Here is a 25200-nt window from a genome sequence, read left to right on the forward strand (position 1 = left end):
TATGCTGATTCTGAAAAACGCCACCATCACTGAGTTCGAACCGGCGGGGATCCGCGAAGGTACCGATATCGCCATTGAGGGTGACAAAATTGCGGCTGTGGGTAACGGGCTTCATTCCCGTTACCCGGGCGCGGAAGTCAAAGAGATGAACGGCAAACTGGTGATGCCGGGGATCGTCTGCTCCCATAACCATTTCTATTCCGGCCTGTCACGCGGCATCATGGCGAATATTGCGCCGAGCCCGGATTTTATCTCCACCCTGAAAAACCTGTGGTGGCGGCTCGACCGCGCGCTGGATGAAGAATCCCTTTATTACAGCGGCCTTATCTGCTCTCTCGAAGCGATTAAGAGCGGCTGTACCTCGGTGATTGATCACCATGCCTCACCAAACTATATCGCCGGTTCCCTGAAAACCCTGCGCGACGGCTTCCTGAAAGCCGGTCTGCGCGGCATGACCTGCTACGAAACCACTGACCGCAACGGCGGCCTGAAAGAGCTGGAAGCCGGGGTGGAAGAGAATATCGCCTTCGCGGAGCTTATCGACAGCGAACGCAAAAGCGGTAAATCCCGCTATCTGGTGGAAGCACACATCGGGGCACACGCACCGTTTACCGTGGCAGATGAAGGTCTGAAAATGCTGCGCGAGGCGATTAAGAAAACCGGTCGCGGCCTGCATATCCATGCGGCGGAAGACAGTTATGACGTCTCTTTCAGCCACGACAAATACGGCAAGGACCTGCTGATCCGCCTGGGTGAGTTTGATCTGATTGATGAAAAAACCCTGATCGCCCACGGCCTGTATCTTTCTTCCGCAGATATTGAGCTGCTGAATAAAAAAGATGGCTTCCTGGTTCACAACGCCCGCTCCAATATGAACAACCATGTCGGCTACAACCACCGCCTGGGTGACTACAACAACGTGGTGCTCGGCACGGACGGTATCGGCTCCGATATGTTAGAAGAAATGAAGTTTGCCTTCTTCAAACACCGTGATGCAGGCGGCGCTATGTGGCCGGACAGCTTCACCCGCTTCCTGTGGAACGGTAACCGCTTACTGGCGCGCAACTTCGGCAAACAGTTCGGCCGCGTGGAAACCGGCTATCAGGCTGACCTGACCATCTGTGATTACACACCACCGACACCATTCGCCGGGGATAATCTGCCGGGCCATCTGGCCTTCGGTCTGGGATCCAACAGTGTCAGCAGCGTGATGGTGGATGGTGTGATGGTGTATGAAAACCGTCAGTTCCCGTTCGATACCGGACCGCTCTTTGCAGAAGCACGCAAAGCCGCGAAAAAGATGTGGGCCCGGATGGACGCACTGTAATAAAAAAACCATGACCTGCGGCACTGCCGCAGGTCTGAAGAGCAATGTAGGGGTAACCCATGATCGAACAATTTTTCCGCCCTGCCACCTTAACGCAGGCAACTGAGCTGAAACAACGCTTTCAGGAAAACGCTGTCTGGTTTGCAGGCGGCAGTAAACTGAATGCGGTACCGACCAAAACTGACTGCACCGTCGCTATTTCACTGTCACTGTTGCCGCTGAAATCCATCGAATGGCAGGACGGTATTCTGCGTATCGGCGCGGTTGTCACGCTGGAAGCACTGCGTGAAAGCCCGCTGATCCCGCGTGCGCTGTATGACGCGCTCGGTTTTGTCTATTCACGCCATATCCGTAACCAGGCCACCATCGGCGGGGAGATCGCCGCCTGTCAGCGCGAGCATGCGCTGCTGCCGGTGCTGCTGGTGCTGGATGCTCAGGTTCAGCTGGCCAGCAATGATGTGATCCCGCTGGAAAGTTATCTCGCCGCACCGGATGACCGCCTGATCACCCATCTGATTTTACAGGATCCGTTCCGCCGCTGTGCCACCCGTACTGTCCGCGAAACCGCTGACGGCTGGGCGGTGGTCACTGCCGCTGTCGCACTGACCGGCAATAATGAACAGCGGATCGCCGTTGACGGTGCCGGTTGCGGCATCAGCCGTCTGCCGCAGGTTGAGGCGAAAAATCTCAGCGGGGAAGCGCTGGAGAAAGCCGTCAGTCAGGCGGTGAATCCGAAAGCGGATTTACTGGGCAGCGAAGAATATAAACGCTATATCACCGGAATTTTAGTTTCAGACCTGCTGACAGACTGCCGGCAAATGGGGGAGGAATAAGACATGAACGTCCATTTTATACTTAACGGCACCCCGCATTCACCCGATTGCATTCCGGGCGAAAACGTCCGCAACATTCTGTTCAGCCTGGGTATGCACTCTGTACGTAACAGTGATGACGGCTATGGCTTCGCAGGCTCTGATGCCATTTTATTCAACGGCCGTATTGTCAACGCATCACTGCTGATCGCCGCCCAGCTGGAAGGCGCCGTGATTGAAACCGCCGAATCACTCGGTAAATGGAATGAATTAAGTGATGTTCAGCAGGCGATGGTCGATGTGGGGGTGATCCAGTCCGGTTATAACGACCCGGCGGCTGCCCTGATCCTGACTGATCTTATCAAACGTATTCCGGAGCCTGATCGCGACCAGATTGATGATGCCCTTTCCGGACTGTTCAGCCGTGACGCCGGTTATCAGCAGTTCTATGAAGTCATTGATCTGCTGGTAAAACGCCGCAAAGATCCGCACTACAAAGCCGATAATGCCCCGGCGTTCCGTGATGACCTGACCGTTGTCGGGAAAGTCACGCCGAAAACCGATGCTGCCGTGATGGTGCAGGCAAAACCGTGCTATGTGGAAGACCGCATTCCGGCCAATACCTGTGTTATCAAAATGCTGCGCAGCCCGCACGCTCACGCGCTGATCACCCGTCTGGATGTCAGTAAAGCAGAAGCGCTGCCGGGCGTGGTGCATGTGATCACCCACAAAAACTGTCCGGATGTGTATTACACCCCGGGCGGACAGAGTGCGCCGGAGCCGTCTCCGCTTGACCGCCGCATGTTCGGTAAAAAACTCCGCCACGTCGGTGACCGCGTGGCCGCTGTGGTGGCAGAAAACGAAGCGATCGCACTGAAAGCCTTATCCCTGATTGAAGTCAGCTATGATGTGCTGAAGCCGGTGATGTCTATCGATGAAGCCAAAGCTGACGACGCACCACTGGTACATGATGAGCCGGTAATTTATGTTAACGGCGCGCCGGCTGACCTGGCAGAGCAAAATAAGAATGCGGCAGATCGCGGCGAGCATTTACAGATTAACTTCCCGATCGGCGCAAAACCGTGCAAAAACATTGCTGCGGGTGTTCACGGCCATATCGGGGATCTGGATAAAGGCTTTGCGGAAGCGGATACCGTTATCGAGCGCACCTATGAATCCCGCCAGGTTCAGCAGTGCCCGACCGAACCGCATATCTGCTACACCTACATGAACGGTGACCGTCTGGTGATCCACGCCTCCACTCAGGTACCGTGGCACTTACGCCGCCAGGTGGCGCGTATTCTCGGTCTGAAACAGAACAAAGTGCATGTGATTAAAGAGCGTGTCGGCGGCGGCTTCGGCTCCAAGCAGGATATCCTGCTGGAAGAAGTCTGCGCGTGGGCGACGTATGTTACCGGCCGTCCGGTCTCATTCCGCTACACCCGTGAAGAAGAGTTTATCGCGAACACCAGCCGCCATGTGGCAAAAGTAAAAATCAAACTGGGCGCGAAAAAAGACGGGAAAATCACCGCCATCAATATGGAATTCCTGGCGAACACCGGCCCTTACGGTAACCACTCACTGACGGTACCGAGTAACGGCCCGGCGTTGTCACTGCCGCTCTATCCGTGTGACAACGTCGATTTTCAGGTGACCACTTACTACTCCAACATCTGTCCGACCGGCGCATATCAGGGTTACGGGGCACCGAAAGGCAACTTCGCCCTGACCATGATCCTGGCTGAACTGGCAAAAGAACTGAATATCGACCTGCTGGATCTGATTGAAACCAACCGCGTGCATGAAGGCCAGGAACTGAAGATCCTCGGCGCTATCGGGGAAGGGAAAATGCCGACCTCGGTACCGACTGCCGCCAGCTGTGCCCTCGGCCCGATCCTGAAAAAAGGCCGTGAACTTATCGACTGGGATTCCCCGCGCAAACAAAACGGTGACTGGAAAACCGGACGCGGTGTGGCCATCATCATGCAGAAATCAGGGATTCCGGATATCGACCAGGCAAACTGTATGGTCAAACTGGAATCTGACGGTACCTTTATCGTCCACTCCGGTGGGGCTGATATCGGAACCGGCCTCGATACCGTGGTCAAAAAACTGACCGCCGAAGTACTGTGCTGCTGCCCGGATGATGTTCATGTTATCTCCGGGGATACTGACCACGCGCTGTTCGATAAAGGGGCTTATGCCTCCTCCGGCACCTGCTTCTCCGGTAACGCGGCGAAAATGGCGGCAGAGAATCTGCGCAAAAAAATCCTGTTCCACGGCGCGGCGAAAATCGGCGAACCGGTGGAGGATGTCACCCTGGCGGCACCGGGTGTGGTGCGCGGTAAGAAAGGCGAAATCACGTTCGGGGATCTGGCACACGCTGCCGAGGGCGGTACCGGGTTTGGTGTGCTGGTGGCCAGTGCCAGTTATATCACACCCGACTTTGCCTTCCCGTACGGGGCAAACTTTGCCGAAGTGGCGGTGAACACCCGTACCGGTGAAATCCGTCTGGATAAATTCTACGCCCTGCTCGACTGCGGTACGCCGGTGAACCCGGATCTGGCCCTGGGTCAGATTTACGGTGCCTCCATGCGGGCCATCGGCCACAGTATGTCAGAAGAGATCCGCTACGATGCCAAAGGTGTACCACTGACCCGCGATCTGAAAACCTACGGCGCACCGAAGATCGGCGATATCCCGCGTGACTTCCGTGCCTTCCTGGTGCCGAGTGATGACCAGGTCGGCCCGTACGGCGCAAAATCCATCTCGGAAATCGCGGTTAACGGTGCGGCACCGGCTATCGCCACTGCAATTCATGATGCCTGCGGCGTCTGGCTGCGTGAATGGCACTTCACGCCGGAAAAAATCCTGCGCGGCCTGAGCAAAATATAATTAAATCAACCCTGCCCTCGCCGGTTCCGGTGAGGGCTTTTTGTAAGCAGAGGAGTCAGCTATGTCGTCTGAACATACCGTCAAAGCGGTACGCGGGAAGTTCCTGGATATCACCCGCGTAGTGACCTCGATGGACGATCTGCCCGATGCAGTCCGCCTGATTGATGACGGCCTGATGCTAATCCGGCACGGAAAAATAGAGTGGTTCGGACAGTGGGAAGACGGGAAGCATCTGATACCGGAAACCGTCCGTGTCCGCGATTACACCGGGAAACTGGTGGTGCCGGGCTTTATTGATACCCACGTTCACTATCCGCAGAGCGAAATGATCGGCGCTCACGGCGAGCAGTTACTCGAATGGCTCAACCGCCATGTGTTCCCGACCGAAAAACTGTATCAGGATATTGATTACGCCCGTGAAATGTCGGCGTTTTTTATCAAACAACTGCTGCGTAACGGCACCACGACCGCGCTGGTTTTCAGTACTGTTCACCCGGAATCGGTCAATGCCCTGTTTGATGCGGCGAGCCAGCTCAATATGCGTCTCATCACCGGTAAAGTGATGATGGACAGAAACGCACCGGACTATCTTACCGACACACCGGAAAGCAGCTACGAAGAGTGTAAGTCACTGATCGAACGCTGGCATAAAAAAGGGCGTCTGCTCTACGCCATCACCCCGCGTTTTGCGCCGACCTCCAGCCCGGAACAGCTGGCAGTATGTCAGCGGCTGCGCGAAGAGTATCCGGACACGTGGGTTCACACTCATCTTAATGAAAATAAAGCAGAAATTGAGTGGGTAAAAGAGCTCTATCCGGACAGTAAAAACTACCTGGATGTCTATCACCACTACGGACTGACCGGCGAACGCAGCGTGTTTGCGCACTGTATCCACCTTGAGGAAGAAGAGTGGGACTGCCTGCACGATACCGGCTCGGCGGTGGCATTTTGTCCGACATCAAACCTTTATCTCGGCAGCGGCCTGTTTAACCTGAAAAAGGCGCTGGCGAAAAAAGTGAAAGTCGGGATCGGTACCGATGTCGGTGCCGGAACGACCTTTAACATGCTGCAGACACTGAGTGAAGCCTACAAGGTGATGCAGTTGCAGAAAACCTGTTTAACCGCCTTTGAAGCCTTTTATCTCGCCACCCTCGGCGGGGCACATTCATTAGGACTGGATAACTGTATCGGTAACTTTGCCGCCGGCAAAGAAGCGGATTTTGTGGTACTTGAACCGACCGCAACCCCGCTCCAGCAGTTGCGTTATGACAACTCACGCACGCTGGCGGAGAAACTGTTTGTGATGATTGCGCTTGGTGATGACCGCACGATTTACCGGACTTACATCGATGGACGCCTGGTCTATGAACGGACCTGACGCACACCAATGCTGTGATTAAAACACATTTTCATTTCATTCTCGGGGTCTGCAATTATGTCTGATAATACAACACCGGATAACACCGGGGCGGCAGCAAAAGGCGCACTTGATGCGTACTTTAAAATCTCCGCCCGCGGCAGCAGCGTCAAACGGGAGATCCTGGCCGGGGTCACCACTTTCCTCGCCATGGTCTATTCTGTCATCGTCGTCCCGTCCATGCTCGGTAAAGCCGGGTTTCCGCCGGGCGCTATTTTTGTCGCCACCTGTCTCGTCGCCAGTATCGGTTCTCTGATGATGGGACTGTGGGCAAACCTGCCGATGGCTATCGGCTGTGCTATCTCACTCACCGCCTTTACCGCGTTCAGCCTGGTGCTCGGGCAGCAAATCAGTATTCCGGTTGCACTCGGCGCGGTTTTCCTGATGGGGGTGATTTTTACCCTGATTTCCGTTACCGGGGTGCGAAACTGGATCCTGCGCAACCTGCCGATGGGGATAGCCCACGGCACCGGGATTGGTATCGGTCTGTTCTTACTGCTGATTGCCGCCAACGGTGTCGGCCTGGTGATCAAAAACCCGCTGGAAGGTCTGCCGGTGGCAATGGGGGCATTTACCTCCTTCCCGGTGGCGATGTCGCTGATCGGGCTGGCGGTGATTGTCAGCCTGGAAAAAATGCACGTGCCGGGCGGGATCCTGCTGGTGATTATCGGGATTTCGGTTATCGGCCTGATTGTTGACCCGAACGTCACCTACCAGGGGCTGATCGCCATGCCGTCACTGAGTGGCGCGGACGGTAAATCCCTGATCTTCAGCATGGATATTATGGGTGCGCTGCAAACTGCCGTTCTGCCGAGTGTGCTGGCGCTGGTGATGACGGCAGTGTTTGATGCCACCGGCACCATCCGCGCCGTCGCCGGACAGGCCAACCTGCTGGACAAAGACAATCAGATTATCAACGGCGGCAAAGCGCTGACCGTGGACTCCGTCAGCTCCATTATCTCCGGTGCGGTGGGTGCTTCCCCGGCGGCGGTATATATTGAATCTGCGGCGGGGACAGCCGCAGGCGGGAAAACCGGGCTGACTGCCGTGACCGTCGGCGTACTGTTCCTGCTGATCCTGTTCTTCTCACCGCTCTCTTACCTGATCCCGGGGTATGCAACCGCACCGGCGCTGATGTATGTCGGCCTGCTGATGCTGAGTAATGTGGCAAAACTGGATTTCGACGACTCTGTCGATGCCATGTCCGGGCTGGTGTGTGCGGTATTTATCGTACTGACCTGTAATATCGTCACCGGGATTATGCTGGGCTATGTCACCCTGGTGATTGGTCGTCTGGTCGCAAAAGAGTGGCGCAAACTCAACACCGGCACGGTAATTATTGCCATCGTGTTAGTCGCGTTCTATGCGGGTGGCTGGGCTATCTGATCATTCAGTAAATACGGTTTATTTCCCTGCGGGGCACATGATGTGCCCCGTTCTGTTATCCGCCGCCCGGCGGTGCATGAGTTTGTTATTCATACATCAGCCTTCCCTGTATATCCGCAATACCGATTGTGACAATACATCCTGCATTGAAATGCAGAAAATCGGACTCTATCCCGTCAGAAAAAATAACCCCGTTTTCCGGCATCTGTGATTCAAGCTGTAATGTCATCGTATTATCGACCGCCCCGAAAACCAGTGAGGTTCCGGATGTCCGCCCCGGGAAAGGCTCGCGCACACTGTATTGCAGCCGCTTTTCATCCCAGGCGATCCCGGCACGCAGCGGATGTGAACTGCCGCCGGTCACCCCCAGCGCACCGGCCAGAACCGACTGCAGCCAGCCTGTCGAGCCGAGCCCTGTAGAAACAATCACCCCGGAGGAAGACTGCGTTTCCGCCTGCCCGCCGTGACTGAGAATATAGCGGGCCGATGTGTGACTTTTCGGCCCGATAAACAGATCATTGACCGCCAGCATCTTCTGTCCGTCATTGGTGACCGCCTGTGCGAAACTCAGGGCTTTCGACGGCATATCCCGGTTCAGTGTCCGCGTCACCACCGATTCCAGCTGCGGCAGCTCAAAAGGCAGCAGTATGCCGTCCCAGCGTTCCGGATCAGGATTAACCGCAATCACCGGCTGGCCGTTCAGGTATTTCAGGGTATTCGCCACCAGCCCGTCGCGGCCGATAATCACAACAATATCGCGGTCAGAAAACTGATACCCCGGCAGCAGCGTGCGATCCGGAACCTGTACCTGTCCTGCCTGCAGCAAAATACGTTTCGCCTCTGTCAGCTGCGCCTGGTAGCGATCATGCTCCGCGAGATAATCACTCACGGAGATACCGTTATGCTCCAGATAAAACTTCGCCTGCGGCCAGGTATTGAAACGGGCGATCAGCTCCTGCAGCCGGGTTTTCTGTGTGACCAGAACAAACCGTACCTCATCCCGGCGGCTCATGCTTTGCTCCCTTTTTTCATCATCTGGCTGAACATATCCGGTGCAATATTCAGCTCACCGATTTTTCCGGCATTCTGTGCCAGTGACTCAAAGGCCATCGCCATCAGCTGCTCCGGCGCCATCCGGCTCAGTGCCAGGGCTTTGAGATTCTCCACCGGCAGCTCACGGTACGCTTTCATTTTGGTTTCAATGGCATACGCATCGGCGTCGGACTGAACGCGCTGATTATCCGCACTGAGAGAAACCAGTGTCTGACGCTGCTGCTCCTCACCAATCTCCGCCGCCAGACGCTCCTGTGCCATTGCCGCCTGTTCGCGCAGCAGTGTGCGTTCGTTTTCCAGCCGGGATTCCTCTATCTGCTGCTCTTTTTTCTGCACAGAGAGATCGGTCTCCAGCTCCGCTTCTTTGATCGTGCGCTCCTGTTCAACGGAGGATTTACGCCGCGCATAAATCGCATCATCCGCCTCTTTCAGCAGGGATTCCCGGGCTTCCGCCTCAAGTGCGCGGGCCGTTTCCGGTGTCGGGGTAATCGCGGTGACAGAGAAATCCAGAATGGTGATCCCCAGCGCCTCAACCGCCGCCTGCTGTGACAGACGTGACTGCACCAGCGCCACCAGCGACTGGCTTAACAATAATGCGCGGCGCAGCGGCGTGGATTGGATCTCCGCCTGAATAATGGTTTGTGCCGCACGGACAATCCGGTCATTCAGTTTCATCGGGTCGTCGGTCGCGTAGGTTTTTCCGTCCCGGCTGAGCACAAAGTTAAGTACCCCGGCCGTTTTTTCCGGCACACTGACCTGAAAAGAGAGTTGTCCCTGAACGCGGAGACTCTGGAAATCTGCTGTCTGGAAATTAAAAATAAACGGGGTTTCCTGCGCACTTAACGGCAGGGCGGCGATCGATGTGGTCGCACTGTTGTACCAGAAGCTCAGCCCTTGTCCCTGACTTTTGACATGACCGTTCACGGAACGGATAACAAATGTGGACGGGTCAGCTTTAAAGAATTTTAAATTAAACATAGTATCACCTCATTAGTGTCGTTATGACAATAACTATATAGTGACTTATTGACACTATTAGTGTCAAGCTGAATTAGTGTCTGAATGACATTTAATTTGCAATCCGGATTTCTCTCCTTACAATAGAATAACTTATCCCGATTTCAGGATGTGACGCAAATGGATGAACAAACTTACCTCGCCGGTTATCAGCGCCGTGATTTTTTGTCGCCCCTGGTGACCGCTGATGCTGTGCTTTTCACTTATCACAATGAAACCCTGCATGTGCTGCTGGCCGAACGCGCGGAACATCCGGAGAAAGGCAAATGGGGATTGCCCGGTGGTTTTGTGGATGAGGCACAGGATAAGACGCTGGAAGATACCGTACTGCGCAAACTGCGGGAAAAAACCGGTGTGACACCACCGTACATTGAGCAGTTATGTACGGTCGGCAATGATAAGCGGGACAAACGCGGCTGGTCAGTCACCGTCTGCTATACCGCGCTGATTGCCATGCAGGCGTGCGAAAAACAGATTAATACGGTGAATTCAGTCAGATGGATACCGCTGGATGAAGCAGAGAATATGACACTGGCGTTTGATCACCAGTTACTTATCCGTCAGGCCAGAGCGCGGCTGCGCCAGAAATCGCTCTATTCCGTTGTGCCGGGATTTGCCCTGCCGGAAACCTTTACCCTGCCGGAATTACAGCACGTTCATGAAATTCTGATTGGTCAGCCGATTCAGAAAAAATCATTCCGCCGCCGTCTCGAACAGGCCGATCTGCTGATCGATACCGGTGAAAAACGGGCGGAGCGTGGACGTCCGGCGGCGCTGTACCGCCTGAAACCGTCGTCGGCTGATTACCGTTTTATCCGTAATCTGGAGACAGACGAAGAATAACACCGGGTTCCGCCGGTATTACTGTCTGACCGCCTCCGCGATCGTCAGCAGCACATCCGGACTTTTCACATTGGGATAAACGCCGCTGAACGGGATAACAATATAGCGCTTATTTTTAACCGCATCGAGGTGAGACAGCGCCGGATGATTCGCCAGCCAGGCTTTCTTCTTTTCTGCCGGTGACCAGACCGCATCGGCGAGGATGATATAATCCGGCTGTTTATCCAGCAGGGTTTCCGGGGAGACGTGAATACCTGCCACCGGCATGTTGATAAACACATTTTCGCCCCCGGCCAGGGTGATAACTTCGGTCATAAACCCTTTCTTTCCCTGTGACATCAGGGTGTCACTCTGGCTGTCGAGATAAAAAATCACCGGTTTCCGGGGCAGCGGCGGCAGGGATTTTACCTGCGCCAGCGTGGCATCGATACGGGCAACGGCGGCATCCGCCTCTTTTTCCCGCCCGAGGACCCGCCCCAGGCGCTGCAAATCCATTTTAATACTGTCAAATCCGCTGTATGCCTGACGTTCGCAGGCAAATGCCATCAGATAGCTGCCGATACCGGCACGTTGCAGATCATCCTGCCCGCCCATCGATGCCATAAAGGCAGAGGAAAACCCGGCCACGACAAAATCCGCCCCGGAGGCGATCAATTTCTCGGTGGCGGGGTATTTGGCTGAAAAAACCGGAATGCCGTGATAGCGCCCTGATTTCAGTGCCTCGGCTGAATCATCAATATAGCTCACGCCCAGCATCTGCGGCCCGGCATCCAGCGCCAGCACCATATCCGCAGCGTGCTGATTCATGGCAATGATATGCTGCGGCGGCGCGGGTTTATCCCACAGCGGATCGCATTTATTTCCCGCCGCAGCCCCTGCAGACAGCAGCAAAAGGACCACACTGACAGCATACCGGGCAATCTTCATTTTATTTATGCTCCGCCAGCAATGACGGCACCACTCTTCCCTGTTCTATCTGTTCAGACACAAACAGGTGGATCTCTTCCGGTGTGGTCAGCCGGTACCATAAATTATCCGGATAGACCGTTACCAGCGGCCCCTGATTGCAGGGATACTGACAGTGAGAGCGGGTCAGCAGCACGCCGTTTTCATTTTCAAACAGGTTACGTGCCGCAAGCTGATGGCGCAGCTGCATCAGCAGGGATTTGGCACCGCGACAAACACAGCGCGGTCCCATACAGAAGAAAAGGTGATAGCGGTACGGCGGTGTTTTTTCCCAGTTCGGGTTGGATTCCGCTTTCGGCTCACGGCTGTTCGACTGCTTTTCCAGTTCCGTCATCACCTCACCGGCCTGTTTGGCATCCGCCGCCGCGTCCGCCCCGGTAAGTACACACAAACTCCGGAATACCCGTAACTGCGGGTAATGCGCTGCTATTTCCTGCTCCAGCGCCGGGGTCAGAGACATCAGTTTTTCAGCGGGTTGTGCCGGGTCGGTCAGCACCATCAGCAGGACACAGCGGGTATCCGGTGTGATCGTTTCCTTCAGCTGATGCAATACCGCCCCGCTGTCCGCACAGCAGGCGGTATCACCGGGAAAGCCCTTCTCACTGAGCGACAGCCAGAAATCCGCAGATAAGCACGCCCCATTCTGCAATGTGTTCAGATACAGTGTGACATTCTTTCCCATAGCTCAGTGTCCTCAGAAACGGTAGGTGTAACGCAGTTCAGCGGTTAACGGACGGCCGAGGTTATCCACTTTTTCAAGGCCGTTGCTGGTCAGTCCCGCCGGATAATCGCGGTCAAGCAGGTTTTCCACCAGCAGCGTGAGCTTATGCTGCTGCGCATGATCCACATACAGATACGCGCTGGCATCAAACACGGTGTAATGGCCGTAGGTATCATTGCCGGATTTCAGCTCACCCACATAGCGGGCAGCCAGTTCCGCACCCCACTGTTTCGCCGGAGCGTCATAACCGATGCGGCCGCGGGTAAAGAGTTCCGGGATATCGTTGAGTGTCGCGCCGTTTTTGGTATCCAGCCAGTTACGGGTGATATCCCCGGAGACATACCAGGATTCATCAAAGTTCAGTTTTGTGGAGAGCACCACGCCTTTGGTGCGGATTTCACCATCACCGTTCACCCATTTGTCGTATTTACCGACTTTCACTGTCGTGATCAGATCATTGATTTCACGGGCGTAAGCCGTTGCACCGAACTGCCATGCACCACCGTTTTCCCACTTCGTCAGATAATCAAAACCAGCTTCGATGTTTTTGCTGGTTTCCGCTTTCAGATTGGCATCACCGATGGTTTGCTTGCTTTCATCATTCACAAACAACTGTTCAGCGTTCGGCAGTTTAAATGCCGTTCCCGCCTGGCCACGTAAACTGAGCTTTTCATTCACCTCATATTTGGTGCTTGCCATCCAGACAGTCGCATCCTGACCGCCTTCAAAGCGTTCATAACGCACGCCGAGGCTAGGTTTCAGCTCAGGTAAGACAGGGATATCCGGCCGTACCTGTAAATACAGGGCATTGGCTTTCGCGGTATCCGTTTCGATCTTCATGACCTCATCTTTACCTTTGTACCACTGGTTATCCGTCCCGAGGACAAACTCGTTATCCCCGAACAGGTAAGATTTGATCTGTGCCTGAACGCCGTAGTCCCGGAATCCCCAGTAAGAATCGTCATTCTGGATATCTACGGAGCCGTCCGCCAGATAGCGGCTGCGGTCATAACGGGTATTCCAGTCATTAAGATGTGCACGGATGGCGTAGCTGGTGTCCGCACTCAGGAAATGCTCAAAGGAAACCGTCGCCAGATGGTGATCACGTTTGTTCATCGCCTGGCGGTGATGGTTCGGGGACACCATATCCAGATCGGCCTGCGTGTACTGGTAGAATCCCTGCAATTGTGCGGCATCCGCAATAGTCTGGGTGACCTGGACACCAACAGATGTCACGTCATAGCCACGCTTTTTCTGACCGATCGTGCCGTTGTAATCACTGTCACGGTATGGTTGGTAACCATCTGATTTACTGCGGGTTACCCACGCCATCAGACCAGTTTTGCCGATATCGTTATCAAACGCTTTCTCGATATACCCTTCACCGTAACGGCCTTTGTCCGTATCCGCACCGACACTGAATTCACCGGACAACACCTCTGAGGTCGGTTTTTTGGTAACGATGTTAATCACACCGCTGATCGCCTGAGTACCGAAAGAGAGACTCTGCGCCCCCTGTAACACTTCAATGCGGTCAATCGCAATCAGCGGCAGAGTATCGAGATAGATCCCGCCGAACAGGCGGTTGTTCAGACGAACACCGTCAATCAGAATTAAGGTGTCATCCGGACGGCCGCCCATAAAGGAATATTTCCCGTAGCCGTAAGCCCCTTGTCCCATCGAAACATATAATCCCGGCACATATTGCTGTAATACCTGGTTTAAATCGGATGACGGCCCGGAACGCTGAATTTCCTCACGGGTAATAACCTGTAATTTGTTCCCGTAATCAGCCAGTTCATTAACGGTGGTGGATTCTATGGTCGAGGATTTAACAATAATTGTGTCGTCATTATTCCCCTGAGTTCCGGCGTGTGCGCAGAACGATAACAACACCATGGCGGATAATGGTGCCAATGCAAACTTAACTGATTTCATACCTTTCTCTTTTATTATTTTGTTGTGATACATGCCGTGAAGACAGAGTCTCCCTGACTCAGAAACAGACAATATACTGAATGAATTCAATGGGTAAATATGAGAAGCGTTCTTTTTCCCGCTTTGTGAATACGGACAGATTCAGCCCCTTTTTTCTTTAAATTCCTGTAGGCAGCTGTGTCTTTTTTGTTTTATTTGTTAATTCTCATTAAAGACAACTATCACCCGGAGCTCATTAATTGTTATGTTATAACATAACAACAAAAACATGAGAACCGATCCGATAATAAAAAACCGCAGCCACTTATGAGAGAGACTGCGGTCTGAAAGCAATTTAATTAATATTTTTCGAAGAATGACTGAATTTTTTGCGGATCATTCGTTTGTGTCAGAGCAAGTTGCAGCAATACTCTGGCTTTTTGCGGGTTCAGTCTGCCGGAAGCCACAAAACCGTAAGCATCATCATCCACTTCCGCGTTGCGTGTTGTATAGCCCGTTGGCACCCTGCTGGCACGGACAACCACCACACCCTCTTTGGCTGCCGCCGCTAATGCATCAAAAACGCCTTTATACATATTGCCGTTACCCACCCCGGCACTGACAATCCCGGCGTTTCCCTCGTCCCGCAGGGCTTTTACCGGTGCATCTGACGCATTGGCATAATTATAAACAATACCGACTTTCGGCAGTTCGCTGAGGTTACTGATATCAAACACCGCACCGGCCTGACGCGGCGGTGCAACCTGATAATAGGTCACTTTGCCGTTATGGATAAATCCGGTATCGCCGGCATTCACCGCTTCAAACGCCTGCACTTCCGTGGTATTCATTTTGACCACATCCCGCCCGCTGACCACCTTATCATTCATCACCATCAGAACACCGCGATCGGCTGCCGATTTATCCGTTGCCAAAACCACCGCATTATAGAGATTCAGCGGGCCGTCCGCGCCCAGCGCCGTAGACGGACGCATTGCCCCCACCAGTACAACCGGTTTATGGCATGATACTGTCAGGTCAAGAAAATACGCGGTTTCTTCCAGCGTATCGGTGCCGTGAGTGATAACAAATCCGTCCGTTTTATCACAGGTCCGGTTGATTTCTTTTGCCAGCGTCAGCCACACCTTGTCATTCATATCCTGTGAACCGATATTCACAATCTGCTCACCACTGAGATCTGCCAGTGCTTTGACTTCCGGTACGGCATCAATCAGCGCATCGACGCCTACCTTTCCGGCCTGATAACCGGACGAAACCGACGATTCCCCGCCCCCGGCAATGGTGCCGCCGGTGGCCAGAACCGTCACGGAAGGAAGTGCAAACGCCGGGGTCATAAATAGAGATATCAACGCGGACAGCAGAATCTTGTTGCGGTTTTTCATACCTGAATACTCCGTTGCTCAGTAGAATTATAAATAGCCAATTAATAAATATAGAACTAATTAGATATTTAAATTCTCCTTACAGAAAATATTCACAGCAAGATGCTGAAAATGAGATCAGAAGCGGGATTTTACAACGATGACTCAGAAGAAGCCGTTCTGACCTGCCGGAAAGAAAACACGATGCAGGTCAGAAAGCGGAAGCAGAACAACAATCACATCAGACGACGGCTCAGCGTCTCCGACGGTTTTTCATTAAACAGACGCTGATAGTCGGTGGCAAACTGCCCCAGGTGCCAGAACCCCCACTGCATTGCCGCGTCTTTGACGGTAGTCTGTTTTGAATACGGGCTGACCAGTTCACGGCGCACCGCGTTCAGGCGGATAGTTTTCAGGTAGGCATTCGGGCCGATCCCCAGCACCTGCTGGAAGGCATTCTGCAGCGTGCGGCGGCTGACATACAGCTCATTACACAATTCCAGTACGGTCACCGGTTCGGTGGCGTTCTCAAACAGATATTCACGGGCTTTGGAGACCAGTTTCAGATAGTTCACACGGTTGGTGTAGTGCTCATCCGCCACGGTGCTGGCATCTTCCAGTAACCCGAGAAATGCGGTCAGCAGATTGTGGCTCAGGACACGACTGACAGTACGGTTGCGTTCCTGCTCAATTTTGGAGTGCCAGAGGGCATGGCGGATATACTGCCAGATCGCCTCTTTTTTGAAGGGGTTCACGCCCACAGCCGGGTTTTCGCTGAGCAGATTCATCAGCCGCTCCGGGTTTTGCAGCACCACTGAGTGTTTTTTTAGGATATCGTGAGAAATCACCAGTCCCTGAATGTGATAGTCATCCGGCGTGCTCAGTTCAAATTCTTTCCCGCCCGGACGCACGGCGATTTTCTGGCGGCACAGCATCTGATTGCCGATATAACCGGTATTCTGCTGCTCCCCGGGAATGCCGAACCAGAAGGCATTCGGCCAGACCATACAGGACTGGCGCAGAGACAGGTTGGTGTATTCGTGGAACACCTGAAGGCCGTCAAACAGGGTTTCGGTCAGTTCCCCTTCAAACCGGCCCGGCGTCAGCTGATCATACAGCTGCTGCCAGGCGGTGATGGAACAGGCCTGTTCGTAAGCATCATGCGTATAACGCTGTGTAAAATTCTGCTCGATCACGATAGGGCTGAGATCGCGGTCATGCGGCACTTCATCATTAAGGTGATGTAAATCGGGTGTGATTTTTTTCATCATTATTTTTTCCCCAAAATGAACGGCCGCCATAAATGTTAACCAGCGACCAATTGCTGCCAGAAATCGGGATGAGGATTCGGTACGACCATGCTGTAAACCAGCGCACCTTTATCTGCGGCGACCTGTGATGCGGCTTTTTTGGCGGTTTCGACGTCTGCAACATCGCCGCTCATCACAAAGTAACATTTACCCCCGATACCATACGCCATATGAAGACGGATTAACGTGACGCCGGCTGCTTTAACAGCAAAATCCGCCGCCTCAATGCAGGTCGCGACACTAAAGGTTTCCACCACCCCGACGGCTTCGCGGGCATTCACATCGGTGACACCGCCGATAGCCGGGAGTACATCCGGGTGGATATTACTGAGCAGAAACTCATCCACCACCTGGGCTCCGCCTTTTTCCACACCGCAGCGCATTGCCTGCTGTGCGGCGGCAACATCACCGCCGACCATCACCACATATTTGCCGGGACACACAGTTTTGCCCATCAGCAGGGTGACTTCCGCACTTTTGAGCATAAAATCAGTGACTTCCATCCCTTTGGCGATACTGGACAGTTCCACCATCGCAATTGCACTGTGCATAGTTATTCCTTCTCTATCGTGACAGCCATGCTGTCAATATGGCGAACCACACCGCTGATACTGGCGTGAACCGGCGCACCCAGTGCTTTTTCCGGGACAGCGGCGATCAGCATGCCCGCCGTGACGTTATCCCCTTCGCTGACAACCGGTACCGCCGGGGCACCGATATGCTGGCGTAACGGGATAATCACCTGCTGCGGCGCGTAGATCTCATCAGTCATCGGCGCTTTGTGCATAAATTCCGTCAGTTCCAGACGGCGGACAAGGCGTTTGACCGGCAGCATGCGGTGCTGAGCCATCGGATCTTCCGGGCGCAGTTCACCTTCATAGCGGATCCCTTCTTCGCGCAGCTTCACTTTCAGCATCTGATTGAGGCGCATCGGCGAGATTTCCACCGGGCAGGACCAGGCTTCGCAAATCGCACATTCCGAACAGGTCAGTGCCGCAACGACGGCTGACGGCGCAGAGATCTGTTCATAACCGACCGCGCGGACAATCAGGTGCGGCGGCAGTTCGTGGCCGATCATATGACGCGGGCAGAGCTCGGTACACATGCCGCACTGTTCACATACAGTACGCGCCTGGTTGATCACCGTGCGCTCCGAACGGGTCCGGCGCTGAATTAAAATATGGTCATCCGGCAGGACTAATAAGCCGCCGGTGGTTTTGGTCACAGCATCATCAAGGGATGTCTGTAATTTGCCCATCATCGGCCCGCCGTTGATATACGCCGGGTTACTGATGGTGGATCCGCCTGCCAGCGCCAGCACTTCACGCAGTGTGGTGCCGACCGGGACGGAAACGGTAACAGGATGATGAACCGCGCCGTTCACCGTCAGGACACGGTGTATCACGGCCTGTTCCTGTTCAACGGCATACGCGACATTGATCAGGGTCTGCACATTGCTGACCACCACGCCGACAGACAGCGGCAGTGCCGCAGGCGGCACACGGCGGCCGGTCGCCAGCCAGATGGTGATCACTTCATCACCGGCCGGATAAACATCCGGCAGGATATGCAGACGGACAGAATCCGGCACACGGGCATTCAGGATATCAATGGCAGCCTGATGCTTGCCTTTGATGGCGATAATGCCCTCTTTCGCGCCGGTGGCCCGCATCGCATAGAGCAAACCGCGGATCATCGCATCCGCTTCACGGACAGCCAGCTGCTGATCCACCTGCAAAAGCGGCTCACATTCCGCCGCATTGACCAGATAGATTTCCGCCTGTGCCGCCAGTTTGACGTGGGTCGGGAAACCTGCCCCGCCCGCACCGACAACCCCTGCATCCTGCACACGCTGACGAATGATTTCGGGCCCGCACTCATGCAGACCCGGCATCAGATTACTCATCGCGGTTTCCCTCCTGTTTTACCCGGTAGCGGCTGCCGCGCTTGCGCAGTTTGCCCTGTTTAAACAGGTCTTCCAGCACATCACGGCTGTCCTCTATCAGGCAGCTGAAATGCATGGCCGCTTCTCCGGCGGTCACGCCGTGGCGGTGTTTGGCTTCAGCGGCAAAGATCATCATGGCATCCGCATCCGGGGCGGCGGCAGACACTGCTGTCGCTGCCGGAGCCGGTGCCGGAGACTGTGGTTTTACCTTCACCGGCACACCGCTGAAACCGGTGACCAGCCACTCGGTATCACCATCCGGACGACCGATGACCTTATGGCCGATCACCTTACCGGTGCGGTTTGCGGCTGCAATGCCCGCATCCACCGCCGCACGGCACGCCGCCAGATCGCCCTCAACAACAAGCGTCACCATCCCCGGGATCACCATTTCATAGTTAAGGATGCGGACATTGGCCGACTTCAGCATCGCATCCGCCGCATCAATGCCGGACACCAGGCCGTATACCTCAAGTAATCCCAGTGAATCGATCATGACCTTTCTCCTGTGTTAATGACTGAACTGACGACTGACTGCACTGCTCAGGCGCGCTGAACCGGATTGCGCGCGATATCCAGAACGGCTTCGGTAAAGGCATCACATGCTGCTTTACATGCTGCCTGGCTGCCGGTCAGGAAGGCTGCTGAGTAGTTGGTTTCTGACGGAGGCGGCACGTAGGTAGCCAGCTGCACATCTGCGGCTTTCAGTGCGGCATCGATCCCGAATGTGGCTTCCAGCGGCGGTGCCACCAGATAGGCAATCGGGTCACCGTGTTTAACTTTGTCACCATCAGACAGGTAAGAACCGGTACGGGAGACCAGATGTGCCAGGAATGCGGTATCTTCTTTGTCATTCGCCCACCGGAATGCCGCGCCGGATTCGATATTGGCGACCATGGCATCCAGACCCGCGCGGACTTCTGCCGGGTTCGGGCCACCGAGGATAATCATCACTTCACCGGAGGTCGGTGATGGTGAGTTTGACGCCCCTGCATACAGGGAACGTCCGTAAACCACTTCCACAAGGGCTTGTTTGGTGGCTTCGTCAGCGGCAATGTAAGCAACATCATCGGAGTCTGCGGTGATAAGACCGAGGCTGCGGATGTGTTTCGGTAATTTCAGTTCACGGCAGAAATCTTCGTGTGCATTGGCGATAAGACGCATCGCTGTCACGCTCGGCCGGATAAGATCTAATGCAGGCATATTCAGTTCCCCGTTAACGGTTCATGTTGATACCGGACGCTTTCTGCTCCAGCATGCGTTTGGCTAAATCGACGATAACAGCGGCGGCTTCCACCGGCGGTGTCCCTGCGCGGTGAATGTTCGAGATACAGGTACGATCTGCTTCCACGGTACCCGCCACTGTCGGTGAGTACACCGCGTAGCAGGAGAGGCTTTCAGACTGACCCAGCCCCGGACGTTCGCCCACCAGCAGGATAACCACTTTCGCGCCGAGCATTTCACCGGCCTGGTCTTCAATTTTCACGCGGCCGTAACGGACAAAGAACGGCGTACCCACTTTCAGACCGGACTGCTCCAGGCCTTTCATCAGCGGAGGCAGAATTTCGTCGTAGTTTGCAGTAATCGCATCGGTGGACAGACCATCAGAGATAATGACCTGCACATCCGGCGCCTGCACACACTTGGTTTTCAGCAGTTCGATGGATTCTTTATTCAGAATACGGCCCATATCCGGACGGGTCAGATACTGGTTTTTGTCTGTGATTTCAGACTGTAACTCCAGCAGGTTCTGTTTTTTCACCCATTCCGCCGGGACTTCTTTCAGTACGGTATCTTTGGATCGCGAGTGGTCAGCCAGGAAGCGCAGCAGACTCTGGGTGCGCGGACGCACACCGGCACGGCCGGAGCAGACACGGGAACCGGTGCTGTTACGCAGTTCCTGTAACACTTCCGCACGGTGCGGGTTCTGCACGCCGATCCACTGTTTCGCTTCCGGTGAACCGAGATCCCACTCAACGGATTCAGCGGACGTATTACCCTGATTCAGCACAGCCTGCGTTGCCGCAGCAACCGCCTGTACGTTTTCGCCCGTGTGTCCCATCTGAGCCATCACGCTGCGTACGATGTCATTAATTTGTTTTTGATCCATGGTGATTTACCCCGAAAATCAGAAGAACAGTGACGGATCGCCGGCACGATTGGTAAGATGCCCGTTTTCCATCAGACCCATTTTTTCCAGCCAGGCTTCGAATTCCGGCGCAGGGCGCAGGCCGAGTAACTGACGGACAGTCGCGATGTCATGGAACGCAGTGGTCTGGTAGTTGAGCATGATGTCATCACCCAGCGGCATACCGATGATGAAGTTACAGCCCGCAGAGGCCAGCAGGATCATCAGGTTTTCGTTAAGGTTCTGATCCGCATCCGCATGGTTGGTGTAACAGCAGTCACAGCCCATGGAGATACCGCTCAGTTTGCCCATGAAGTGATCTTCAAGACCGGCGCGGATGATCTGGCGGTCGTTATAGAGATATTCAGGTCCGATAAAGCCGACAACGGTGTTCACCATAAACGGATCATAGTGACGTGCCAGGCCGTAGTTACGGGCTTCCATGGTCACCTGGTCAGCACCGTAGTGAGCGCCCGCTGACAGTGCGGAGCCCTGTCCTGTTTCAAAGTACAGGCAGTTAGGACCAGCGATACGGTTGTATTGCGCACCGACGTGGCGGGCTTCGTCCAGCATTTCCAGCTCAACACCGAACTCGCGCAGACCTTTTTCACTGCCGCAGATGCTCTGGAAAATCAGGCCGCCGGGCGCACCGCGTTTGATGGCTTCCATCTGTGTGGTGACGTGTGCCAGCACACAACCCTGAGTCGGGATATCGTATTTATCAATGATGCCGTAGATAGCATCCAGCACGCGGCTGAGGTTATCCACATCGTCCGTTACCGGGTTGACACCGATAACCGCATCACCGCAGCCGTAAGAAAGGCCTTCATAAATCTGCGCCACGATACTCTGCACTTCGTCACGGGTATCGTTCGGCTGTAAGCGGCCGCTGAAGTGACCCGGCAGACCCATGGTGTTATTCGCACGTTTCACGACAGGAATTTTCTTCGCACCGTAAATCAGGTCTGCGTTAGAGCAGATTTTTGCCACCCCGGCGATGACTTCTGAAGTCAGGCCTTTGCGCAGCAGATTGATGTTATCAAGAGAGGTGGTGTCGCTCAGAACATGCTCACGCAGCTCACCGATAGTCCAGTTTTTGATCCGGTTATATTCGGTTTCATTGATATCGTCCTGGATCAGACGGGTTACGCAGTCTTCTTCATACGGAACGACAGGGTTGTTGCGGACATCCGCGATAGTCAGTTCAGACAGCACTTGTTTTGCTGCCACACGTTCCTGTGCGTTACTTGCCGCGACACCCGCCAGGATGTCCCCGGAACGGAGTTCGTTAGCTTTCGCGAGAACGTCTTTCACGTCCCGGAACTGGTAGGTCTGACCAAACAGCGTGGTTTTCAATTTCATATTACGTTCCCTCAGGAAGGAAATGCGAGTGATTTAACAGTAACAGGGACGACAGAGCCGCTGAATAACGACGTGCCGATGTCGATATAGTCGCCTGTGTGCGTGATAACTTCGTCGATAACAGCCAGTTCGCGGCCGTTCATCAGCGGACGCAGCAGCATGCCCAGTGCCTTACCGAAATCCTGTCCCGCGATCACCAGCAGCGGCATGGTGTTCGGGTATGTTTTGGTAAAGCGTTCCAGGGCATCGATACAGCTTTGTACCGAAGCGTAGTTAGTCGGCAGTGATTCCGGTAAGGCCAGCGCATACAGATCCTGCTGCGGATTAAGATCCATCTGCGTCAGGGCACGGCTCCAGGTATTCACCAGATCTTCATCATCCGCGCGGCCCAGCGCCGGATGTACCACCGGAATATTGCGGATCGGCAGCGTGATACTGTCCAGCCAGATGGTGCTGCCGGACAGGGATAACGTATGCGCACCGGCGCCGATCACCGTGGCACGGACAGTCTGTGCCGGGGTCTGCATCGGTAACGCGCTGAAATCCGCATTGCGGTGAATCGCCTGTGCCAGCAGCGGCCCGATATCGCCGAAACGGAAATCATTGCCGCTTTCCGGATTGCTGTAACACTCCCCGACACCGCCGGACAGTGTGACCGCATAAAAGCTGCTTTCCGCAGGCAGACCGTCTGTCATCAGCAGCTCACGCCCGAGCGGGGTGAGGTTGCCGCTGATCACTTCATACAGCAACTCACTCATACGGTCGGCAATAGTATTCAGCTGTGCCGGTGTCAGGGACATCGGATCGGTCTGCTCACCAAAGCAGTCACGGGCGATAAGACGGCCCGGCGCATGCACATAAGTGACACGTCCGCTGCTGTCTGTTTCGAACAGACGGCCGCCGACATTCAGACAGGCGGAACTGATCACATGACCGGCTTCAAACAGCACGTAGTTTGCTGTGCCGCCGCCGATATCAATATTCAGTACCCGCGCCATCTTCTGCTCAGAGAGTGTCTGGGCACCGGATCCGAAACCGGCAATCACCGATTCCAGGTGCGGACCGGCGGTGGCGACCACGAAATCCCCGAGTTTCTGGGATAACGCGACCACTGCCGGACGTGCATTGCGGGTTTTGGCGGTTTCACCGGTAATGATGATGGCACCGGAGTCGATCGTCGCCGGGTCCATCCCGGCGGCGGCGTACTGCTCCAGCACCAGTGCCAGCAGCTCTTCCTCACGCAGGTGGCCATCTTTATCCACCGGCGTGAACAGCACCGGGCTCTGCCAGATAATTTTGCGATCCACAAACTCATAACGCGGCACCTGTGACACCGCCGCGCGGTTTACCAGAGCGAGACGGGAGAAAATCACCTGTGTGGTGGTGGTGCCCACGTCAATACCGACACTTAAGAGTTCGAGGGTTTTCATGCTTATTTCTCCTCCGCGACACTTTCAGCCGCGTCTTCAGCCGCCGCAGCCGCATCTTCCTGCTCAATATTTTTCGGCATCATCATGATGGCAACGAAAATCGCAGTGATACCGCCGATAATTTTCCCGGCAATCATCGGGAAGATCATCGGTGCCATGTTGGCGGCCACAAAGCCCAGGTGGTCACCCAGTGCGAAGGCAGCGGACACGGAGAATGCACAGTTGATGATTTTGCCGCGGGTATCCATTTTCTTCATCATGCCGAACATCGGGATGTTGTTCGCGAGAGTCGCGATCATACCGCCCGCCGCCATGTTGTTGATTTTCAGCAGGCTGCCGATCTTCATAAAGGATTTTTCAAACCAGCGGGTCAGCAGCAGCACCATCGGGTACGCCCCTAACAGCACCGCAGAAATAGAACCGATAACTTCGATGGCGCGCATCACCTGGCCCGGCACATCACCTTCTGTCATAAAAATCGGATCCAGTCCCGGGATCAGGTTCCAGCCCACCGTGAACTTCGCTACTGCAGCCGCCAGGCCGATAGTGATGATACCGACAAGGATTTTGGCGAAGATCTGGAAGCCGTTGATCATTTTCTCAGGAATGAATTTCAGGCCGAGGCATACCAGTGCCGCCACGATGATCACCGGGATCATATTGACCAGCAGCATGGTCATGCTGAAGTCCACCACCTGACCGTCAATTTCCACCCCGGAGAATTTCGCCACCAGACCACCGGCAATACAGCCGACCGGAATGGTCACGATACCGGCCAGCACACCGAGAGCCAGGAAACGGCGATCTTTCTTCTCGATAATGCCCAGCGCAACAGGGATGGAGAACACCATGGTCGCACCCATCATGGATGCCAGCAGCACGCCGGAATATAACCACGCTGCCACATCACCGCCTGCCAGCTCTTTCGCGAGGAAGAAGCCGCCCATATCGATAGCCAGAATACTGCCCGCAAACACTGACGGGTTCGCACCCAGCATTTCATACACAGGAATAATCACCGGCCCCAGCAGCATGGCGATCACCGGTGCCAGCGCGGTCATACCGACCATTGCCAGACCCAGCGCACCCATTGCCATAAAGCCTTCTTCGAACTGTTCACCGGAACCGGCAATGCCTTTCCCGACTTTACCCAGGCCGATTTTACCGAGGATTGCCTCTGAGCCACCGAACTGGCTGAAGATACGATCCACGGCTGCTATCAGCATAAAACTCATCATGATGTACATGATGATTTCATTAATGCCCATACCCTTCTCCTTCCGTGCCTG

General features: G+C 54.7%; 21 protein-coding genes. 6 read left to right on the forward strand and 15 right to left on the reverse strand.

The annotated features are described in order from the left end of the window. Position 1: 1 nt before the first annotated feature. The 5 genes from ssnA to U868_RS0116735 all read left to right on the forward strand — a co-directional run bounded on the left by ssnA (position 2) and on the right by U868_RS0116735 (position 7837). Positions 2-1327, forward strand: coding sequence for a putative aminohydrolase SsnA (ssnA, locus tag U868_RS0116715; protein WP_025154290.1), 1326 nt, complete (start codon positions 2-4; stop codon positions 1325-1327). 59 nt (positions 1328-1386) lie between these two features. Next, positions 1387-2160 (forward strand): molybdopterin-dependent oxidoreductase FAD-binding subunit, encoded by a 774-nt coding sequence (gene ygfM / locus U868_RS0116720; RefSeq protein WP_025154291.1) that lies wholly within the window; start codon positions 1387-1389, stop codon positions 2158-2160. A gap of 3 nt (positions 2161-2163) precedes the next feature. After that, positions 2164-5034, forward strand: coding sequence for a molybdopterin-dependent oxidoreductase Mo/Fe-S-binding subunit (locus tag U868_RS0116725; protein WP_025154292.1), 2871 nt, complete (start codon positions 2164-2166; stop codon positions 5032-5034). Between the two features lie 61 nt (positions 5035-5095). Beyond that, a complete protein-coding gene (gene guaD / locus U868_RS0116730) occupies positions 5096-6412 on the forward strand; it encodes a guanine deaminase (RefSeq protein ID WP_025154293.1) in 1317 nt (438 codons plus the stop codon). A 57-nt stretch (positions 6413-6469) separates the two neighbouring features. Then, entirely contained in the window at positions 6470-7837 is a 1368-nt protein-coding gene (locus U868_RS0116735; RefSeq protein WP_025154294.1) for an NCS2 family permease, read from the forward strand. Positions 7838-7922: 85 nt separating this feature from the next. Here U868_RS0116735 and U868_RS0116740 read toward each other — a convergent pair whose 3' ends face one another. Together U868_RS0116740 and U868_RS0116745 are read right to left on the reverse strand one after the other, a co-directional pair. Next, positions 7923-8849, reverse strand: coding sequence for a sugar kinase (locus U868_RS0116740; RefSeq protein ID WP_025154295.1), 927 nt, complete (start codon positions 8847-8849; stop codon positions 7923-7925). Beyond that, positions 8846-9868 carry an SPFH domain-containing protein gene (locus tag U868_RS0116745; protein ID WP_025154296.1) on the reverse strand — a complete coding sequence of 341 codons (1023 nt, stop codon included), beginning with the start codon at positions 9866-9868 and terminating at the stop codon, positions 8846-8848. The genes U868_RS0116740 and U868_RS0116745 overlap by 4 nt, the downstream gene beginning before the upstream one ends. A 159-nt stretch (positions 9869-10027) precedes the next feature. Between U868_RS0116745 and U868_RS0116750 the strand changes: the two genes are divergently transcribed. Then, positions 10028-10750, forward strand: coding sequence for an NUDIX hydrolase (locus U868_RS0116750; protein WP_025154297.1), 723 nt, complete (start codon positions 10028-10030; stop codon positions 10748-10750). 18 nt (positions 10751-10768) lie between these two features. Here the strand turns inward: U868_RS0116750 and U868_RS0116755 are convergent, their stop codons facing one another. The 13 genes from U868_RS0116755 to eutH all read right to left on the reverse strand — a co-directional run bounded on the left by U868_RS0116755 (position 10769) and on the right by eutH (position 25179). Further along, positions 10769-11677 (reverse strand): ABC transporter substrate-binding protein, encoded by a 909-nt coding sequence (locus U868_RS0116755; protein WP_025154298.1) that lies wholly within the window; start codon positions 11675-11677, stop codon positions 10769-10771. A gap of 1 nt (position 11678) precedes the next feature. Further along, complete coding sequence (locus U868_RS0116760; RefSeq protein WP_025154299.1) at positions 11679-12398, reverse strand: (2Fe-2S) ferredoxin domain-containing protein; 720 nt, start codon at positions 12396-12398, stop codon at positions 11679-11681. 12 nt (positions 12399-12410) lie between these two features. After that, positions 12411-14375 (reverse strand): TonB-dependent receptor plug domain-containing protein, encoded by a 1965-nt coding sequence (locus U868_RS0116765; RefSeq protein WP_240182734.1) that lies wholly within the window; start codon positions 14373-14375, stop codon positions 12411-12413. A 338-nt stretch (positions 14376-14713) separates the two neighbouring features. Next, a complete protein-coding gene (ansB, locus tag U868_RS0116770) occupies positions 14714-15757 on the reverse strand; it encodes an L-asparaginase 2 (RefSeq protein WP_025154301.1) in 1044 nt (347 codons plus the stop codon). Positions 15758-15972: 215 nt separating this feature from the next. Continuing rightward, positions 15973-17007 carry an HTH-type transcriptional regulator EutR gene (eutR, locus tag U868_RS0116775; protein ID WP_025154302.1) on the reverse strand — a complete coding sequence of 345 codons (1035 nt, stop codon included), beginning with the start codon at positions 17005-17007 and terminating at the stop codon, positions 15973-15975. A gap of 35 nt (positions 17008-17042) precedes the next feature. Continuing rightward, entirely contained in the window at positions 17043-17597 is a 555-nt protein-coding gene (locus U868_RS0116780) for a BMC domain-containing protein (protein ID WP_004236084.1), read from the reverse strand. Positions 17598-17599: 2 nt separating this feature from the next. Then, a complete protein-coding gene (locus tag U868_RS0116785; RefSeq protein WP_025154303.1) occupies positions 17600-18952 on the reverse strand; it encodes a 4Fe-4S dicluster domain-containing protein in 1353 nt (450 codons plus the stop codon). After that, positions 18945-19487, reverse strand: coding sequence for a BMC domain-containing protein (locus tag U868_RS0116790; protein WP_025154304.1), 543 nt, complete (start codon positions 19485-19487; stop codon positions 18945-18947). Before U868_RS0116790 ends, U868_RS0116785 begins: the two co-directional genes overlap by 8 nt. Positions 19488-19534: 47 nt before the next feature. Then, positions 19535-20194, reverse strand: a complete 660-nt coding sequence (gene eutL, locus U868_RS0116795; protein ID WP_025154305.1) for an ethanolamine utilization microcompartment protein EutL — start codon at positions 20192-20194, stop codon at positions 19535-19537. A 13-nt stretch (positions 20195-20207) separates the two neighbouring features. Then, positions 20208-21101, reverse strand: a complete 894-nt coding sequence (gene eutC / locus U868_RS0116800; RefSeq protein ID WP_025154306.1) for an ethanolamine ammonia-lyase subunit EutC — start codon at positions 21099-21101, stop codon at positions 20208-20210. Between the two features lie 18 nt (positions 21102-21119). Next, a complete protein-coding gene (locus U868_RS0116805) occupies positions 21120-22481 on the reverse strand; it encodes an ethanolamine ammonia-lyase subunit EutB (RefSeq protein ID WP_025154307.1) in 1362 nt (453 codons plus the stop codon). A gap of 11 nt (positions 22482-22492) precedes the next feature. Continuing rightward, complete coding sequence (gene eutA, locus U868_RS0116810; RefSeq protein WP_025154308.1) at positions 22493-23911, reverse strand: ethanolamine ammonia-lyase reactivating factor EutA; 1419 nt, start codon at positions 23909-23911, stop codon at positions 22493-22495. Between the two features lie 2 nt (positions 23912-23913). Continuing rightward, positions 23914-25179: an ethanolamine utilization protein EutH gene (gene eutH / locus U868_RS0116815; RefSeq protein ID WP_025154309.1), complete on the reverse strand. Its 1266-nt coding sequence runs from the start codon at positions 25177-25179 to the stop codon at positions 23914-23916. Positions 25180-25200: the final 21 nt, after the last annotated feature.

The organism is Morganella morganii H1r (assembly GCF_000633515.1).
In the GTDB taxonomy this organism is placed as follows: Bacteria; Pseudomonadota; Gammaproteobacteria; order Enterobacterales; family Enterobacteriaceae; genus Morganella; species Morganella morganii_B.

What these genes read in the sequence shown, in the direction of transcription:
- U868_RS0116760 (WP_025154299.1), bottom strand. Translation starts at nt 12,398, where the DNA reads ATGGGAAAGAATGTCACACTGTATCTGAACACATTGCAGAATGGGGCG.
- U868_RS0116805 (WP_025154307.1), bottom strand. Translation starts at nt 22,481, where the DNA reads ATGAAATTGAAAACCACGCTGTTTGGTCAGACCTACCAGTTCCGGGAC.
- eutA (WP_025154308.1), bottom strand. Translation starts at nt 23,911, where the DNA reads ATGAAAACCCTCGAACTCTTAAGTGTCGGTATTGACGTGGGCACCACC.
- U868_RS0116750 (WP_025154297.1), top strand. Translation starts at nt 10,028, where the DNA reads ATGGATGAACAAACTTACCTCGCCGGTTATCAGCGCCGTGATTTTTTG.
- guaD (WP_025154293.1), top strand. Translation starts at nt 5,096, where the DNA reads ATGTCGTCTGAACATACCGTCAAAGCGGTACGCGGGAAGTTCCTGGAT.
- U868_RS0116745 (WP_025154296.1), bottom strand. Translation starts at nt 9,868, where the DNA reads ATGTTTAATTTAAAATTCTTTAAAGCTGACCCGTCCACATTTGTTATC.
- U868_RS0116740 (WP_025154295.1), bottom strand. Translation starts at nt 8,849, where the DNA reads ATGAGCCGCCGGGATGAGGTACGGTTTGTTCTGGTCACACAGAAAACC.
- ssnA (WP_025154290.1), top strand. Translation starts at nt 2, where the DNA reads ATGCTGATTCTGAAAAACGCCACCATCACTGAGTTCGAACCGGCGGGG.
- U868_RS0116725 (WP_025154292.1), top strand. Translation starts at nt 2,164, where the DNA reads ATGAACGTCCATTTTATACTTAACGGCACCCCGCATTCACCCGATTGC.
- U868_RS0116780 (WP_004236084.1), bottom strand. Translation starts at nt 17,597, where the DNA reads ATGCACAGTGCAATTGCGATGGTGGAACTGTCCAGTATCGCCAAAGGG.
- ansB (WP_025154301.1), bottom strand. Translation starts at nt 15,757, where the DNA reads ATGAAAAACCGCAACAAGATTCTGCTGTCCGCGTTGATATCTCTATTT.
- U868_RS0116785 (WP_025154303.1), bottom strand. Translation starts at nt 18,952, where the DNA reads ATGAGTAATCTGATGCCGGGTCTGCATGAGTGCGGGCCCGAAATCATT.
- eutC (WP_025154306.1), bottom strand. Translation starts at nt 21,101, where the DNA reads ATGGATCAAAAACAAATTAATGACATCGTACGCAGCGTGATGGCTCAG.
- eutR (WP_025154302.1), bottom strand. Translation starts at nt 17,007, where the DNA reads ATGATGAAAAAAATCACACCCGATTTACATCACCTTAATGATGAAGTG.
- U868_RS0116790 (WP_025154304.1), bottom strand. Translation starts at nt 19,487, where the DNA reads ATGATCGATTCACTGGGATTACTTGAGGTATACGGCCTGGTGTCCGGC.
- eutH (WP_025154309.1), bottom strand. Translation starts at nt 25,179, where the DNA reads ATGGGCATTAATGAAATCATCATGTACATCATGATGAGTTTTATGCTG.
- ygfM (WP_025154291.1), top strand. Translation starts at nt 1,387, where the DNA reads ATGATCGAACAATTTTTCCGCCCTGCCACCTTAACGCAGGCAACTGAG.
- U868_RS0116765 (WP_240182734.1), bottom strand. Translation starts at nt 14,375, where the DNA reads ATGAAATCAGTTAAGTTTGCATTGGCACCATTATCCGCCATGGTGTTG.
- U868_RS0116735 (WP_025154294.1), top strand. Translation starts at nt 6,470, where the DNA reads ATGTCTGATAATACAACACCGGATAACACCGGGGCGGCAGCAAAAGGC.
- eutL (WP_025154305.1), bottom strand. Translation starts at nt 20,194, where the DNA reads ATGCCTGCATTAGATCTTATCCGGCCGAGCGTGACAGCGATGCGTCTT.
- U868_RS0116755 (WP_025154298.1), bottom strand. Translation starts at nt 11,677, where the DNA reads ATGAAGATTGCCCGGTATGCTGTCAGTGTGGTCCTTTTGCTGCTGTCT.